Below are 18,274 nucleotides of genomic sequence, written 5' to 3' on the forward strand. Positions count from 1 at the left end.
GTTTTAACCAGAGGTAATTATCAATTATCAATTATCAATTATCAATTAATGAACCGGACTTGATATAACTGTTCTTTCCAACATTTCCCTGTGTTTTGACACAGGAGCAAGAGTATTTGCTGCTATCATCCCACTTACTGCCACTGCTGGCAAACCAATACCTGGAAAAGTAGAATCACCACAACATAATAACCCCGGCAATGGCGTATTCGGTCCAGGAAACAACCCCTCCCCAGCACGAATTGCTGGACCATAAGACCCCCGGTGACGCCGAAGAAAGCGTTCGTGAGTTACGGGAGTCCCCACCAATGTCAATTCACAACGGGAACGCACATCAGGTATTATTCGCTCTAACCCTTGCCACATGACTGCCGCTCTCTGTTCCTTTGCCCAAGCATATTCCTGGCTTTTTCTATCCATACCCTGCCATAATTGATATGGTTCATTTCCTGGAGTATAAACATGAATAACGTGCTTTCCTGGGGGTGCAACAGTAGAATCTATTAACGAAGGAATAGATACTAATACAACATTTTGGGGTGCATCTATTTTATCCCAATTATTGACAATAATATGGTGACACGCCAGATCGGGTTTAATATCTGTGGCATCAATACCCAAATGTAAGTGCATGAAACTATTACATTCTGGTGTTGCTTGTCGTTCTTCCCGAAAGGATGTTGACACCACACCCTCTGGCAGTAACTTCAAAGTATCCCAAACAGAAGCATTTGATATAACTGCCTCCTTTGCGCGAATTTCTTCTCCATTGCGCAACAACACCCCAACAGCACGCCCACCTTTAACTATCACCTCTTCCACATGACCATTTAACATCAATTGACCGCCGTGACGTTGTAACCCTCTCACCAAAGCATCAACTATTGCTCCACTTCCACCAATAGGATAGTCAAGTACAACTCCCGGTCGATACCATTCGGCAAACATAAATGCAACTTCAGCAGCACTTGTACCATTTGCAGGCAAACCTGAAAGTAAGAAACAAAGTAAATCAAGCCAATTTCGGATAAAAGGATCTGTGACAACCCCTTCAATAATTTGGGAAAACGCCCCCGTTAACTGAGCAACGTTAAAAATGTGTTTTGCCATACTAGGTAGAAACTGCCCCATTGTCATTATTGCTCCTAAGTCAAAACGGAGAGAAGCAGGAGGAATAGCGATCGCTGCTTCTGCTAGTGGAGCCATAACTTCTTGGAGTTTACGCCATTCTGCTACAGCACCCTCACCTCTCAACCTTTGGAGAACATCACAAAATTGGTCTCCACCCACTGATGTATCAAATTTGCCCTCTGGCAAACAACAACCCCAAGTGTCATAAGTTACGCAGGGTACTGACTCGCCGATAGCATCCAAAACTTGTGCTAGTGGGTTAGTAGAAGGGCGGTAGGAAAGACCAGAATGTAAAGATGGTCCAGAATCAAACTTAAATCCCTGACGCTCAAAACTATGAGCAGCACCTCCAGGAATAGAATGACTTTCGCAAACTATCACATCAAAACCATAGTGTGCTAGTAAAGCAGCACAAGTTAAACCCCCAATTCCACTACCAATTACAATTACATCTGTTTGAGACATTTTATTTAGTTAATTAGTTAATTTAACAATTTATCTAAAAGGATAGCAGCAAAGTTAACAAAGTTAGAAATCATATCATGTCCAGTTAAATAGTTATAGTTAAGGCTTGTATTAGGGATTTAGCCCATGAAATATGTATCTTACAGCTAAATCCCTACTACAAACAAAACTTTTTTATTACTTATTATCCGGACATCATATCAGAAGTTAAATTCTTATCCATTCTTAGAAACCTACGATGATCTGCAAAAATCTATGATTTTCTATAAATAAGAGGTAATTATCAATTATCCATTAATTAGTATTATAACAAATACCAAAAAAGTTCAGTAAAACTACGGGTGACATTTTTGACTATTATGAATTATTCTTAGTAGTAAAGGGCTGGCAAATCATACTTTATTGTCCAACAAGCAAGAGATTAAAGAGTAACAATTATTACTTTTTGCTGAGAGAATAACTAATCAGGCTAACTATCTAACTCCAAAGGTGTATCTACCAATAAACACCCTCTAGGAGTAAGAACAATGTTAACTGCAGATCATCACATTAATCATAAATTAGAAATCCCTAATTTTTTATCCCAAAATCTTGTTTTTCTTGATTCACAAATTGAGGATTATAAATTATTAATTTCAGGAATTTATCAAGGAATAGATATAGTTATTATTCCCCAAAATCAAGACGGAATAGAAGTTATTACGGCGACCCTGGAAAAATATATAAACTCTCACAAAAAATTAGATGCTATTCATATATTTTCCCATGGTAGCCCCGGCAGTATAAAACTAGGAGACATATTTCTCAATACACATACTATTAAACTTTATAAAAATCAGATTAAAAAATGGCGAGCAGCACTAAAAACAACAGCAGATATCTTACTTTATGGTTGTAATGTCGCAGCCGGAATAGGTCAAGCTTTTGTCAACCAACTACAACAATTAACCAAGGCAAATATTGCTGCTTCAGTTAACCCTACAGGTGCTTATCCTGGAGATTGGAAATTAGAATTTACTACCGGAAAAATTAAAGCTCCTAAAGTATTAAAACCAGAAACAATGGCTAGTTATAATGGTACTTTAGCCATTATTACAGTTACCAATAATAATGATAGTGGAGCAGGGTCTTTAAGACAAGCGATCGCTACTGCCAAAGATGGAGACACCATTGTATTTGATACCAATTTAGCTAACCAGACAATAACCCTTACTTCCAGTCAATTAGACATCAAGGAAGACATAATAATTGATGCAGTAGATGCGCCAGGTTTAACTATTAGTGGGAATGATACCCATCGAGTTTTCCACACAGGTCATTATACAGATGTTGCTATTAAAAATCTGACAATTGCCAATGGCAGAACCACCGAACCAGGGGCAGCAGGAAACGGAGCCGGAATCAAGACTGGCTTTCAAAGTACGCTAACCGTAGAAAACAGCACCTTTGAAAATAACGTAACCTCTGGAGAAGGAGGCGGTGCTATTTGGGCAGAGCATCAGAGTAATACGACAATTATTAACAGTAAGTTTGACAACAACGATGCTACTGCCGGAGAAAGTGAAAGAGGTGGCGGTGCAATTTCTACAAATGGCTTTGCTGTTCTAACAGTTGAAGATAGTGAGTTTACGAATAACAAAGGAATTAACGGTGGTGCTATCAATACTCCTTCCACTGCTTTGACAATAGAAAATTCGATATTTATCAATAACGACACCACTGCTGGAGCATTCACACCAACTGGTAAAAAAGGCTTGGGGGGTGCAATATATACCGATGGAGTTTCTGCCAGTTTCGGGGGCGATAACGGCAGCATTATCATCCGCGATAGTTTGTTTGAACATAACAAAGGTGCCGGTGCTGGTGGTGCAGCGTTCTTGTATACTTATCCGGGGGATAATGTAGTAGTTGAAGATACTCAGGTTCTCAATAATTCTGTAATTTTTAACGACGATAATTTTGCTCATGGTGGGGGGATCAGACTGGGTACAGGGAACAGTAGCGCTGGCCGTACCACTCCGGTGCAGCATCAAATTACCAATACTACTTTTGCGGGCAATACTGCCGAGTCCCAGGGTGGAGGTTTGTGGGTCCAACAACAACCAGATTTAATCAGAGTCAATATTGTCAACAGTACCTTTTCCGAGAACAGAACAGAAAGTCCAGATGGTACGGTGGGACTAGGAGGAGCGATCGCTACCTTAGCACCTACGACAATTACTAACAATTATGCAGCAAATATTTCAGGTGCTATTCACACTATAGAGAGTGTAGCTCCTGATATTGAAGTCAGAAATACGATATTTGATCGCAATACTGCTGGTAATGTATATGGCATTAGCCAACAAACACACTATCAATTAACTGACAGGGGAGGTAACTTACAATTTCCCGCAGTAGATAGCGATAACAAATTAGTGACGGCGAATATTGTAATTGGCGATCCTAACTTGGGAGAGTTGCAAGAAGTTGACGGTTTCTTGGTTCATCCCTTGGAAGATGGTAGTGCTGCCATTGATGCAGGAGTTGATACTAATGCACCGCTCACAGACCAGTTAGGCAATACTCGCCCTGTGGATGGTGATAATAATGGTAGCAGCATTACTGATATTGGTGCTGTTGAGTTTATCCCTACATCCTCTATAACTGGTGATAACTCAGATAACTTACTCAACGGTACATCAGATGATGATCTTATACATGGCTTGGGTGGCAATAATACTTTGAACGGTGGTAGTGGTAGTGATACAATAGGTGGAGGTGCGGGTAACGATCAACTCAACGGTGATAGTGGGGACGACTTTATCCACGGTCAGGCAGGTAATGACGAACTCAATGGTGGTGATGGTCAAGATACAGTTGGTGGTGGCAAAGGCAACGATATTATCAACGGTGGCAATCACGCAGATAGTCTCAAAGGAGGTATAGGGAACGACCTAATCAACGGTGATAGTGGGGACGACTTGCTCCGAGGTCACGCAGGTGATGACGAACTTAATGGCGGTGATGGTCAAGATAAAGTTGGTGGTGGCAAAGGCAACGATATTATCAACGGCAATGCAGGTAATGACTCCCTGACTGGTTGGTTGGGTAATGATACTCTTACAGGTGGTACAGGAAATGACATTCTTAACGGTGGGGATGGTCTAGATATTCTCAATGGCGAACAGGGTAAAGATACTTTAACAGGTGGTAGTAATAGCGATCGCTTTATCTTTGATATTAGCAGTCAATTTAACTTGACTGATATTGGTTCAGATATTATTAGAGACTTCAATAGTGCTGAGTCAGACAAAATAGTTCTAGATAAAACTACCTTTAGCAGTTTGAGTAGTCTAGTTGGGGATGGTTTCAGTGTTGCAGGAGAATTTGCCATTGTTGATAGTGATGCAGCAGCAGATATTAGCAGCGCTAAAGTAGTTTATAATTCTGCCAATGGTCAACTTTTCTATAACCCTGATGGTACAACTAGCGGTTTCGGTGATGGTGGTCTGTTTGCAACTTTAGAAAATCAAGCCAACTTGCAAGCTCAAGATTTTCTCTTAATATAGCACTACGCATTCAGGGCGCGGACATTTCTAAATCCTGTTTGCGGAGCATTTCCCTATAGGAAAAACCCTTTGACAGTTTACTATTCCCTATTCCCTAGCCCGTAGCGCTATATAACTTTGAAAAAAGAATGCTAGAGATGCTTGACATACTCCCGACGTTGCCCTTACGGGACAACGCGGGATTCTTCAGTCTGGGAAACCCTGACCGCTGCGCGTGACAGAGGTGATGTCGGACCCCTGTGTTGACATTGATACTAACAAAATGTACCTAGCATGTCTTGCGGCATATGAACGTTTAGCTTATGAAGGTATCCGAATCTTTGCCCTGGCTTTCCTTTATGACGCTCCCCCACCGGAGAGCTTTGACTTCCCCGAAGGGAAGTTAAAAAGAGCCGTTCCCATTCATTTTTCCTTTTTGTTTCAATCTTTACCGAATAATTACAGGACTTACGCAGGATAACCCATAAACCCGGTTTCTCGTAGACGTCTATTGCTCAAAACAACGATTTATTGTAGAAACCGGGTTTCTTTGCATGGATGAAACACATCGCCATAACCAAAATCTTGTAGGGACGTTGGATAACAAAAATGCTTTTTCCGTTCCGGAATGCTCCGCAAAACGTCCCTACTGTGGTTCATTAAAATGAAAACCGCTATAAACGGTTGAAGTAAATTTACAATTGTGTTGGGTTGGGAGCATCACCATACACTGTTTTCGGGTCAAAAGTTTTCTCCGTTTCGGTAAATGTTAACTGAATTGGTTGCTGGGATTCACTTGCACTTTTTCCCGTAGGAATACAGCGATAAAAACAAGAACGATAACCCACATGACAACTAGCTCCCGAACCAGCTACTTTAACCTGCATCCACAGACAATCTTGATCGTCATCAATAGCTAACTGCTGTACTTTTTGCACCAGTCCACTAGATTGACCTTTATGCCATAGCTGCTGACGACTGCGACTGTAATAGTGAGCTTCACCTGTTTCAATGGTTTTAACTAACGCCTCTTCATTCATATAAGCGTGCATCAGCACTTCACCCGTGTTGGCATCTGTGGTGACAACTGGAATCAAACCATTGACATCAAATTTGGGCGCAAGTAACAAACCTTCTTCAACCTGTTCTACGGAAGTGCGAGTGGTAAATAGGGGATTCATGTTAGCTAAATTTTGTAATTTTGACAATCATTATTATATCAGGATTTACGCAGAAGAACCCACAAACCCGGTTTCTCCTAGACGTCTATTGCTCAAAACAAGGATTTATCCTAGAAACCGGGTTTCGCGTGCGTAAGTCCTATATATAAAAAAAGTAGTTAATCTATCTAAGAATTTTGACCGTAAGGCGATCGAGTAGTTGATTCAAATAGTCGGGTAGATGGGAATATTGATGGGGTTCATTTAAGTATTCGCAATCTGTATTAAACTCCCAGTCTGGTGAAATTTTTCCCGTGTTGCCATCGACAAAAACACTCCAATATTTACCGATCAAACCGACAATACTAATATTAATCATCCACTCATTATTATCAAAACAGGTTGCACCTACAACCTCAAACAAGTGACAATGTTCTGGAGATACTTCCAGATTGGACAAAAGATAATCTAGGGCTGTTTGTTTAAGAGTAGTTAATTCTAGCATACAGGTGTAATCTTCAAATATTTACATAGGTAGTATAGTTAACTTTCAGCCGATAGCTTTCTCGGCGATCGCTCAAAAGGCGAGGCAAAAGTCTGTTTCGCTTGGGATTTGACTATCTACGCTCCATTTTCACCAATCTTGACCACCAGTTTCCCGCTTTTCTCGACTTCCTCCGTTTTTTGTCCTGTACTTAAGTGCAAGCTATGAGAAATTTGTTGAGAATACAGTTCTTTCTCGGTAGATTTGTAGGGTGAGCAAGCATAAGGAGGAAAATTCTCAATTCTTTCATTAGACCTTGCCCACCCTACGCAACTTCATCGTGAGTGATGAAAGCGTAGATTATCTCTACTCAATTGATCGAGCTTGGTGACTCCCATCAATTTCATATCACGCTCAATCTCAGTGCGCATATTACCTAAAACACGCTCAACTCCTGCTTGCCCAGCAGCGGCCAATGCAAAAAGATAGAATCGCCCACCTGAACAGGCTTTAGCTCCAACAGATAGGGCCTTAAGCACATGAGTACCGCGCTGAATACCACCTTCGCAAATGACATCAATTTTATCCCCAACAGCATCACAAATTTCTGCGAGTTGATCGAAGGGGCTGCGACAACCATCAAGCTGACGGCCACCGTGGTTAGAAACCATAATACCCGTACAACCAATATCAACAGCACGCTTGGCATCTTCCACACTCATTATCCCTTTCAGTGCAAACTGCCCGTTCCACTGCGAGCAGAGTTTTTCAGCATCATTCCAATTCATGGATTGATCTAGCATCGTTGAGAAGTAATCGCCAACAGAGACTGCTAAATTCGTTCCCTGCGAGACATAGCCAGACAAATGTGGCATATCGAACTTTTCTTTTGTCAAAAAGTTCCAAGCCCATGCTGGGTGAGTCGCAAAACTCATTAAGGAGTCAAGTGTTAATTTGGGTGGCGAAGTAAATCCGGTACGCAAATCCCGTTCGCGATTACCACCAGTAATGGTATCGACGGTCAATGCCAACACATTAAAGTCTGCTGCTCGTGCGCGTTCAATCAACGCATCATTCAAGCCGCGATCTTTATGGAAGTAGAACTGAAACATCTTCGGCGTGTTTGCAATCTTGGAGATTTCTTCAACCGTGACAGTCGCCAGTGAAGACACCCCAAACATTGTGCCATATTCTGCCGCCGCCCTCGCAACCGCACGCTCTCCTTCGTAATGAAAAAGGCGTTGCAATGCTGTCGGGGCACAGTAGATAGGCATATCTAGTTTTTGCCCCATCACCTCAACTGACATATCCACATTTTCCACACCGACAAGCACGTTCGGAATCAGATCGCAGTCTCCATAGGCTTCAGTGTTGCGCCGATAGCTCTGTTCATCATCGGCAGCTCCATCGATGTAATCAAAAATCGCTCGTGGTAGTCGGCGTTTCGCTAATTTTCGGAAATCGTGAAAATTGTGACAGTCATTCAATCCCATAAAATACCTCAGTGAGATTTATGTTTACTAGGCACTCCATACTATATCAATCCTATTTTAGTCGTGTCAAATAATTAGTCGCTTGAGGGAATGGGGAATAAGCAATGGCAAATATTACGGAATAGGAAAAAGGGAAAAGTATACAGAAAAAGAGAATTTCTAATTTCTGTGTACTTTTTAATTTTTGACAATCTATTTAGGATTGCTATATTCCATTTTGAGAAGCATTAAACCTTCATCGCCAATGTCTAGGGAATGAACCATTCCAAAATCACCAGTTTATTGAGTTCTCAGTTCTGACAGATTGTTGGAAGTTGTTCATCTTGCCCAGCACTAACTCCTGGCTGGAATTCATCCCAAGTCTTACATACTTGCTCGTAGCATTGAGGTGGTGTGATGGGTAGGTTTTTCAAGTAAAAGAACATCGCCTGCTCGAAAGACTCCAGCAATAGTACAACCTCTGTGGTGGGATCATAATTATCGACAACTTCCAAGATGTGAGCAATCATAAAGTCATGGGGCAAAATTGCAGTGTCAGGAGCCGCTAACCAGGCATTCAGGAACGGCGCCAGGCGAGAACGTCCGACAAAATGGGTTTGGAATGATTCTCCGCTAACCCCCAATGTTGGAGAATTTGTGCTACAAACTATCGCACCGCGCTTCTGACTGAGATGACCAGCCCAAGCATTATAGCCAATAACCAGCAAATTACTGGCAATAAAATCTTGATGCCAATTCGATCCATCGTTTGTTTGACTCATTAGAGACCTCTATTTTGAAAGCAAATCCAGTTGGAATTTAGCTTGTAGTGGACTGACACACCTTAAATGGTGCAATAAGTGTAGGTTGGATTGAGGGACGAAACCCAACATTAGCAAGGTTTTGTTGGGTTTCACTGTCGTACCGCTACGCGGAAGCAAGCTACAACACAACCTACATTTTTAGGCGTGTCAGTCTAGTAGGGTGCGTTACGGCTCTGCCTAACGCACCGCATATTCAGGTTTTGATGCGTTACGCTATCGCTAACACATCCTACAGAAACTAGCAATTATCAAGAAAAGTTAGAGATCGCCTGGATTTCAGCGCGACCCCATTGCTGATCGCTCTTACGCACTAAAATATCTAGCGACAGGATGATAGGTGACAAAAGCAGTGGTCGATTGCTCTGGATAAAGCTGTTCGCTCTCATCGATCAATAACCCAATGCGCTCGCATCCCAATAATTGCAACTGTGGCACTTGATCCATCACCGTCGGACAAGCTGGATAGCCAAAACTATACCGAGAACCCTGATACCTCTGCGCTAATACATCGCGAATGTTATCTGGCTCTAAATCTCCATAGCCTAATTCCAGCCGAATCCTGGCATGACTCCATTCTGCCAAAGCTTCCGCTAACTGCACCGCCATCCCGTGGAAATAGAGATAATCGGTGTACTTGTTGTCTCGATAAAGTTCCTGTGCTTTCTCGGTGGCGATTTCTCCCATAGTGACTGCCTGCATAGGCAAGACATCAAATTGATTCTGTTCAACTGGGCGGATGAAATCAGCAATGCACAGCCGACGCCCGGATTTCTGACGGGGGAATGTCCAAGTGACAAAAGGGGTTGCTGTTTTCGGTGTTAACCCCTGCTCGATTACACTAGGATCGTAAACATGAACGGAATTGTCAATAGCTACACAGGGAAAATAGCCATAAACTAGAGTTGGCTCCAACCATTTTTCTGTGCGAATTTTTTGCTTCCATTCTTCCAAGATCGGATGAACCTTCGATGCCAGGAACCAATCATATTCCTCGCGAGATTGACCTTTCGGTTTACGGAATTGCCATTGACCAGCGAACAGTGCCTGCAAATCTATGTACCAGAACAGTTCTTCTAAATCTAGATCGTTACTCCGAAGAATTTTCGTCCCCCAGAAAGGCGGCGTAGGACGTTCGATATCAATCGCCACATCTTCCGAGCGTTTGGTATCAATGATAGTGGGTTCATCGGATTTCTTCCCATCGCCATCGGATTTCTGCCCATCACCATTGACTTCTCGATCTAAATCTTCAATCGCTTTGCGTCCCTTTTGGTTAAACTGAGCAAATTCCCCTGTAAAGCCTTCGGTATCCACCCAGCATTCCTGTTCTTTTGCCGGCATCAGCCGATCCATAAAGGTCAAATCGGCAAAAGCATCTTTACCGTAAATAACCTGCCCGTTGTAAGTATCTTGACAATCTCCATACACAAATTTTGGTGTTAGTGCTGCACCGCCCAAAATCACTGGAACTGTAATCCCTTTAGCATTAAATGCTGCCAGATTTTCTTTCATAAATGCTGTAGACTTCACCAACAAGCCACTCATGGCAATACAATCAGGCTGATGCTGCTCATAAGCTTCGACGATTGCCTCAATGGCTTGTTTAATTCCCAGATTGACCACCTTGTAGCCATTATTGGTCAAGATGATATCCACTAGATTCTTCCCGATATCATGGACATCGCCTTTAACGGTAGCAATCAGGAATTTCCCTTTACCGCGATCTTCGTCTTCTCCTTCGATTTTTTCCATGTAGGGTTCGAGGAAAGCCACTGCAGATTTCATGGTTTCGGCTGACTGCAATACGAAGGGCAATTGCATTTGACCAGAGCCAAACAGTTCGCCCACAACCTTCATCCCATCCAACAAGAAAGTATTGATAATCTCTAGTGCTTTATGACCTGCATCTAAACCCGCCTTTAACGCATCATCCAATCCAATGCGCTCGCCATCAATAATATGTTGCTTCAAGCGTTCGTCGATGGGCAAATCTGCTAAGGAAGCACTCGATCTAGCATCCTTTGCACTCACCCCCGCAAAAATTTCCGTCAGTTTCGTCAACGGATCGTAGGTGCAAATATCCCCTTCAAATTTGCGATTGTCATAAATCAAATCGCGACATATCTGTTGATGTTCTTCGTCAATCTTCGATAACGGCAAAATCTTGGCAGCGGAGACAATCGAACCATCCATCCCAGCTTTCATCGCTTCATTCAGGAAGACGGAATTTAAGGTGATGCGAGTGGCTGGACTCAAGCCAAAAGAAATATTAGAGACCCCCAGCATAAAGTGAACACCGGGAAGATTTTCCCGAATCAGTCGAATTGATTCGATCGTTGCTTTGGCATTTTCCCGATCCTCCTCAATCCCAGTTGAAATCGGTAGGGCTAAGGTGTCATAGAAAATTTCATGGGGTGGAATCCCAAAGTTGAGCGCATCCTGATAAGCGCGTTGGGCAATCTCGAATTTTTTCTGGGCGGTTCGAGCCATTCCCTCTTCATCGATACAGCCGATGACAACTCCTGCACCATATTCTTTTGCCAGTTCCAACACTTTAAAAAATCGCTCTTCCCCATCTTCATAGTTGGTGGAATTGAGCAAACATTTGCCCCCTGCAACCTTGAGACCTGCTTCCATTTTTGTCCACTCGGTGGAGTCGAGCATCAGTGGAAGGGTCGTATTAGTCACCAGTCGCGAAACCAGTTCTCGCATATCCCTCTCTCCATCACGCCCGACGTAATCCACGTTTACGTCCAGCATATGCGCCCCTTCTTTGACCTGGGATTTAGCGATCGCCAATAACCCATCCCAATCATCTTCATTCAACAGCTTGCGGACTTTCTTAGAACCACTGGCATTTAATCGCTCCCCAACGATTAAAAAAGAATTATCCTGCTCATAAGTTTGGGCGGAATAAATGGAAGCTGCTGCTGGCGTATAGGAGAGGGGCGATCGAATCTCACCCACGGCATTTTTTCGCACCGAACGCTCTTTTAGTTGGGTGTGTTCCACAGCCTCGGCTAAGGCTTGAATATGTGCTGGGCGGGTACCGCAGCAACCCCCGACAATCTGAACCCCATGTTCGGCAATGAACCCTGTCATGGCAGTTGTATATTCTTGGGGGGTCATTTTATAAACTGCCTGACCGCCAATATTTTCTGGTAGCCCCGCATTCGGGATACAGGAAATGGGGAACGGCGAATTTTCTGACAGATACTTAATATGAGAAGTCATCAAATTGGGACCCGTCGCACAATTTAGCCCCAAAATATCAATGGGGAAGGGTTCCAGAATTGCCAGTACCCCAGATATATCTGTCCCCACCAACATGGTTCCCTGAATTTCCATAGTCACGGACACCATTAAGGGGAGGCGCGCACCTTTTTTGGCAAACACCGCCTCAAAGGCACTCAATGCCGCCTTAATTTGCAGAACATCTTGACAGGTTTCCACGATGAACAGATCGGCTCCCCCGTCATAGAGACCTTCTGCTTGCACCATGAAGCTCGATCTCAATTCATCGTATGTAATATGACCGAGGGTGGGTAGTTTGGTTCCAGGACCGATGGAACCTGCGACAAATCTTGGTTTTTCGGGAGTGGTAAACTCATCCGCACAACGGCGAGCCAACTCTGCCGCCTTTCTACTTAGTTCGTAGGCGCGATCGCCTAGATCGTACTCTGCGAGGACTAAGGGACTTGAGCCAAAGCTATCGGTCTCGACAACATCCGCCCCCGCTGCGAGAAAATCACGATGGACTTTGGCCACTGCTTCTGGCTTGGTGATGACTAAATATTCATTACAACCTTCATATTTGGCTCCACCAAAGTCCTCGGCGGTCAAGTTTTGGGATTGGATGTTCGTTCCCATTGCGCCATCAAAGATTATCACTGGACGATCCGGATTTTGGAGCCGTTCGAGAAATGAAGTTTTCAACTGAGGTTTGGGAGTTTCAATACTTAGCATAAAAGATGTAATGGTTATAGCTGGCCTCGGACTTATCCTGCATACTTTTAACCCCAAAGCTATTCAGCTTGGAAGGTTGAGGAGGATAATTGTGTATGAGAATGATAATTATTCTTATAATTAAGATAACATAAAAATACTTTTTATTTATTTACAATTGTCGTCATGTTGGATTAGGGCCATCACCATCAACTACTTTTGGGCCTTTTTTTGACCTTTTAATCAATATTCCTGCCCAAGCAAGTAATAGAGAAAAAAAGATTGTAGCGATCGCCTGCCTCCCCATCAACATCAGGGCAAACTTGAAAGACTGTTCGCAAGCGATCATCAGTGCTGTCACCAGACAGGGGAACAGTACCCCAGCCAGATCAACGCCTGTGAGGATTTGCACCGGAGACAACAGGCTGACCGTATTGGGTTCAGCAAAAGCAGTAGGCCGTATTTGCGAACTGATGCCAGAATGACAGGCGATGCAGTTTCAGGTGGTAGGCGAAACAGTCCCATTGCTGGATTAATCAACCGACTCAGACCATTCAAAACATCGATTCAGTCCAGATTTGAAGGACTATGGCGATAATGAAGATTTGATGAAGAAAGCCGCATAACATCCGCTGACAGGGCTAATATGCAGAGTAAGATCGTGATAAACCCCTAATTTGGGATATTATCAAGATTTGGCTCTGTGTAATATGCCAAATTGGAAAAATAGACTGACTACGATCTGCATAACACTCTATTGTGGGGTGTTATCAAGACTTTATTTAGCCTAACGTCATTCACAGGGCTGTTATCGCGATCAAGATCAGCCTAATACCCCTAATTGGAATGGTTAGACTGACTTAGATAGGAGCAAGCATAATAAGCAATAGTTAGCCATATTTTGGGCATCTCCAAGCTAAGATATGCTCCAGTTGATCATAGAACTTCTATTGTGCTTGACTATTTCTAGAGGAGATACTTAAGCTATTTATTGCTTCAACTTCAGTGAAGCATCGGAATCGTGGAGAGAAATTTAATGGTTCAATTAAATCGACGTGCATTTCTGACGAGTAGTATGGCTGTAGGACTAACTAGCACCCTCGCTTTAGGTAAGTTAGGTCAAGCCAAAACAACTCGACCAGGAACAAATACTCTCGCCAACCAACTATTCCCTATTCCGCCTGAAGCACTTGCTCGCATGAGGGAATCCGACGAATTGATAGATTACGATGCACTTGGTTTAGCCCAACTGATCAAAGCACGAGAGATTACGGCTAGAGAGTTAGTTGAAGTAGTTATTCGTCGTATTGAAGCGATGGAGCCAATTATCAATGTCTTGACTACTCCTACCTTCGAAAGGGCTTTGGAAAAAGCTGATCAAATTCCTCTCAACAGCACGTTTGCTGGTGTGCCAATTTTAATCAAAGATATGATTGATGTCGGGGGAGTCCGTCGTACCGATGGCTCACGACTGCAACTGACAAATGTCCCAGTCAGAAATGTGAGATACATTGACGGGGTCGAAGCCGCAGGCATGAATATTGTAGGCATGACCAATGTTCCAGAGTTTGCCCAGTTGGGTATTGTCACGAATAATAGTGCCTTTGGCTTGAGTCGCAACCCCTGGGATTTATCTAAGTCCACACTGGGGTCTAGTGGAGGAGCAGGGGCTGCTGTGGCAGCAGGAATTTTGCCTTTAGTTCACGGAACTGATGGCGGTGGCTCCAACCGATTGCCCGCCTGTGCCAATGGCGTTTTTGGCATGAAACCTAGCCGAGAACGTATGCTCTCTGGTGAATCCGATGGTGGGCATAATCCGTTCAAAACAAACCAGGCTTTGAGTCGAACAGTGCGTGATAGTGCCGCCCTTTTCAATGACACTGAAGACAAGTCTAGCCAAGTATTTGAACCTGTGGGGCTGGTGACTGGTCCCTCAACCCGACGATTGAAGATTGGTTATGCTGCCTCAATTCGTGGGGGGCTGGTCGTTGAAGAGCCTGTTCGTAAAGCCCAAGAAAATGTTGTACGGTTGCTGCAAGATTTGGGGCATGAGGTCGTTGAGGTCACTTTCCCCGTGAATGAGGTGGAGTTTTTTACAAACTATAATGGTGCATTTTTACGACAATTCGGGACTGTGGCTGAATCTACAGAAATCCTCAGTGGTAGAGCAGCCGCCGAGTCAGGTCTCCTAGATCCATTTACCGCTTCCCTAATTGAATACGGCGCTTCCATTACAGATGAGCAAGAAGCCCAAGGGCAAGCCTATCTCGCTAAAGTTCCAGGCTTTTATATTGAGACTTTTGAATCGATCGATATTTTGATGTCGCCAGTCATGCCTGTTATATTTGTCGAGGGAGACGCACTAACACCAAACGACAGAGTCAATGACTCAACTCTAGAGTTCCTACAAAATCGTCTGGCCTATACGGCTCCCACTAACGTGGCTGGTAATCCAGCTATGTCAGTACCTTTAAATTGGGATGATGAGTCAGGTTTGCCGATTGGTACTATGTTTCAAGCGGCCATTGGCAATGACAAGATGCTGTATGAACTGGCCTATGAACTAGAAGAGGCAAGACCTTGGAAAGAGCATTGGGCACCATATTCTGTCAAGTACATTCCTGTGTAAATTATTACGGTAACAGCAAGGACTAAGCTTATGATTTATAAGGTTGAGCACCCAATATACGTCTAACCCTAGACTGCACCGGACTGCTACTTGAAATATCTACTTGAGGCGATAAGTTATCTGCAGCCGGTGAGTCTTACCGTTGAGCTGACAAATCTCACCTAGCAAATACGGCATAGATTACAACCCTTAAAATCCACGAAAAACATAAAACCCAAGGGAGATGAACCTTGGGCCTATGAGTCATTTGGAGTAGGCGATCGCTTGAAATTGGGACATTTCTCTAGAGCAAATAATAGAAGCGCGTAGGGTGCGTTCATCGGTCACAACCCCAACATAAAACCAACACTTCAAAATCTGATGAACGCACCAAAACCCCTAAATCAGGTAATGTGCCTAAAACGGTACATTACCTGATTTAGGCATGTCTCCGTCGCCCTTCCGCATCTGCTGTACACAGTGCTGCCAGGACACTTTCGGGAGTAATTTCGCAGGGTTCGTTATAAATGGTTTCACCCACACCACAAGCCCGCTGAGCTGCTAACAACAGGCGATCGTCACTGATGCCATCAAGTCCGATATCGGCGAGGGTGGTAGGGAGGCCCACTGACTCACAAAAGCCAAACACACGATCTATGACTTGGCTGGGGCGATCAGTGAGAATCAACATAGCAAGTAGCCCGAACGCTACTTTTTCGCCGTGCCAGAATTTCTTGGTTTCCTCTAGAATCGTAAACCCATTATGGATGGCGTGAGCAGCAGCGAGTCCGCCACTTTCAAACCCGAGTCCACTCAACAACGTATTCGCTTCCACAATCCGTTCTAATGCGGGAGTCACCACATCTTGTTCGCAGGCGATTTTCGCGTGAACTCCATATTCAAGCAGCGTCTCGTAACACAAATGAGCCAAGTTAAAAGCTGTCATAGGTCCCATGCGGCCAGTCATATTTTTAGCCCGTTTGATTTGACAATCTTCAGCTTCAAACCAAGTTGCCAGAGCATCTCCCATTCCAGCTACCAGGAACCGAACCGGGGCGCGGGCGATAATATTGGTATCCACTAACACCAGATCGGGATTGCGTGGTAATATTAAATAACGTTCCCAAACGCCTTCGGGGGTGTAAATGACAGCCAAGGCGCTACAGGGAGCATCCGTAGAAGCAATGGTGGGAACAATAGCAGCAGGAAGTTGTAAGTGATGGGCAGTTGCTTTGGCGGTATCGATGGTTTTTCCGCCCCCAATACCAACGATCATATCAACGTTCTGGGCTTTACCTAAAGCTACCATATGTTCGATTTCAGGATCGCAACATTCGCCCCCAAATCGTTCTAGATAGACTTCTATTTTTCCTTGGGTGAACTTTTCAACAATTGGTTGCAATTTGGGAAAGATTACGGGTCCCATCATTACGAGGGCTTTCTGGCCCAAACGGCTCAATTCTTCTCCCAACAGGTGGATGGCATCATTGCCTTGAACGTAGCGGCCTGGGAATATGGCGGTGGTAATCATGATAACTCCTCGTTCTAAACGAACAGTAGAGTGAGGGCGACATCAACTCAAGAGGGACAGAGGAAAATCTCTACCGAGTCCCTTGCCCTCCCTATCCCAGGTTATTTCACGATCCACTTATCTCCCTTAACATACTCCTCAACTCGCTGGGGACTCGCTGCGATGATGCAGACTTGCGTTTGCCAACAAACGATCGAATAATAGAACCCAGGCAAGGAAAATGCCAAATTCCAGTGTTGACAGCTTCCCTCAATATTTTCTATTCTCTATTATAGAACAATCTTTAGAGAGATTCTGTGAATTTCTGTGAATTTCTGTGAGAGGGCAGTGTAAACGAGTTGCCCGTAAGCTGGGTTGAACCATGAAACCCAGCAATCACCTTGGCACTGCCTAACTCGGCGTCGCAGCGGACGGACAGGAGATCGCTTGCTTCTTAGTGAAATCCCTAAACTGCCACTGGACTGAGCCATTGAGCCGACAAATCTCAATTAGCAAATACGGCACAGATTTACAACTCTTAAAATCGATGAAAAACATCAAATCCAAGGGAGATGAACCTTTGGCCCATGAGTCATTTGGAGTAGGCGATCGCTTGAAATTGGGACATTGCTCTAGAGCAAATAAACAGTTATAAAAGAGATTTGTGAGTGATGGCGACTTGCATTTTTTCCAGTAACTCCGAAAGAGGAAGTGCCCTCAAATCCCCAGCATGGCCTGTCGGTCTCGACAACATCCGCTCCCGCTGCCAGAAAATCACGATGGACTTTGGCCACTGCCTTCTGGCTTGGTGATGACTAGATATTCATTACAACCTTCATATTTCGCTCCACCAAAGTCCTCGGTGGTCAAGTTTTGGGATTGGATGTTAGTTCCCATTGCGCCATCAAAGATTATCACTGGACGCTCTCGACTCTGGAGCCGTTGGAGGAATGAAGTTTTCAACTGAGGTTTCGGAGTTTCAATACTTAGCATAGATGTTGCTGCTTGTACTAGACTTACTCCTCTAGTGAGAGCCTTGATAACCTTGTCTATATGCTCTACATCCTCAGAGTGCTGTGGAGAAAAATAAACAAGCTTTTGTTTAATTAAAGCGCGTTTACTCTGGTCATCCTTCCAAGAATTAT

10 protein-coding genes and 1 pseudogene are annotated in these 18,274 nt (G+C 43.9%); 2 read left to right on the plus strand and 9 right to left on the minus strand.

From position 1 onward, the window contains the following. Window positions 1-45: 45 nt before the first annotated feature. Window positions 46-1,596: a phytoene desaturase family protein gene (locus tag ACP6PK_RS11800; RefSeq protein WP_426559765.1), complete on the minus strand. Its 1,551-nt coding sequence runs from the start codon at window positions 1,594-1,596 to the stop codon at window positions 46-48. A gap of 527 nt (window positions 1,597-2,123) precedes the next feature. On the opposite strand from ACP6PK_RS11800, the gene ACP6PK_RS11805 reads away from it, so the two are divergent. Beyond that, the gene (locus ACP6PK_RS11805) at window positions 2,124-5,147 is read left to right on the plus strand and encodes a DUF4347 domain-containing protein (RefSeq protein ID WP_426559766.1); all 3,024 of its coding nucleotides are present in this window, start codon (window positions 2,124-2,126) and stop codon (window positions 5,145-5,147) included. A 674-nt stretch (window positions 5,148-5,821) separates the two neighbouring features. Here the strand turns inward: ACP6PK_RS11805 and hisI are convergent. From hisI to ACP6PK_RS11835, 6 genes are all read right to left on the minus strand, one after another. After that, window positions 5,822-6,307: a phosphoribosyl-AMP cyclohydrolase gene (gene hisI, locus ACP6PK_RS11810; protein WP_094678183.1), complete on the minus strand. Its 486-nt coding sequence runs from the start codon at window positions 6,305-6,307 to the stop codon at window positions 5,822-5,824. A gap of 163 nt (window positions 6,308-6,470) precedes the next feature. Continuing rightward, a complete protein-coding gene (locus ACP6PK_RS11815) occupies window positions 6,471-6,791 on the minus strand; it encodes a hypothetical protein (protein ID WP_426559767.1) in 321 nt (106 codons plus the stop codon). 314 nt (window positions 6,792-7,105) lie between these two features. After that, window positions 7,106-8,263: an alpha-hydroxy acid oxidase gene (locus ACP6PK_RS11820; RefSeq protein ID WP_426559768.1), complete on the minus strand. Its 1,158-nt coding sequence runs from the start codon at window positions 8,261-8,263 to the stop codon at window positions 7,106-7,108. 290 nt (window positions 8,264-8,553) lie between these two features. Continuing rightward, window positions 8,554-9,024: a hypothetical protein gene (locus tag ACP6PK_RS11825; RefSeq protein WP_426559769.1), complete on the minus strand. Its 471-nt coding sequence runs from the start codon at window positions 9,022-9,024 to the stop codon at window positions 8,554-8,556. Window positions 9,025-9,369: 345 nt separating this feature from the next. Next, window positions 9,370-13,032 (minus strand): methionine synthase, encoded by a 3,663-nt coding sequence (gene metH, locus ACP6PK_RS11830; protein WP_426559770.1) that lies wholly within the window; start codon window positions 13,030-13,032, stop codon window positions 9,370-9,372. 163 nt (window positions 13,033-13,195) lie between these two features. Next, a complete protein-coding gene (locus ACP6PK_RS11835; RefSeq protein WP_426559771.1) occupies window positions 13,196-13,360 on the minus strand; it encodes a hypothetical protein in 165 nt (54 codons plus the stop codon). 687 nt (window positions 13,361-14,047) lie between these two features. On the opposite strand from ACP6PK_RS11835, the gene ACP6PK_RS11840 reads away from it, so the two are divergent. Further along, the gene (locus ACP6PK_RS11840; RefSeq protein WP_094678191.1) at window positions 14,048-15,640 is read left to right on the plus strand and encodes an amidase; all 1,593 of its coding nucleotides are present in this window, start codon (window positions 14,048-14,050) and stop codon (window positions 15,638-15,640) included. A gap of 418 nt (window positions 15,641-16,058) precedes the next feature. Here the strand turns inward: ACP6PK_RS11840 and ACP6PK_RS11845 are convergent, their stop codons facing one another. Together ACP6PK_RS11845 and ACP6PK_RS11850 are read right to left on the minus strand one after the other, a co-directional pair. Beyond that, window positions 16,059-17,150 carry a glycerol dehydrogenase gene (locus ACP6PK_RS11845; RefSeq protein ID WP_094678858.1) on the minus strand — a complete coding sequence of 364 codons (1,092 nt, stop codon included), beginning with the start codon at window positions 17,148-17,150 and terminating at the stop codon, window positions 16,059-16,061. Between the two features lie 716 nt (window positions 17,151-17,866). Further along, window positions 17,867-18,122, minus strand: a pseudogene (locus ACP6PK_RS11850) (homocysteine S-methyltransferase family protein); the annotation flags it as partial. Window positions 18,123-18,274 lie beyond the last annotated feature (152 nt).

The sequence above is a fragment of the Dapis hubbardiae BLCC-M172 genome (genome assembly GCF_050016015.1).
GTDB lineage: Bacteria > Cyanobacteriota > Cyanobacteriia > Cyanobacteriales > Microcoleaceae > Trichodesmium.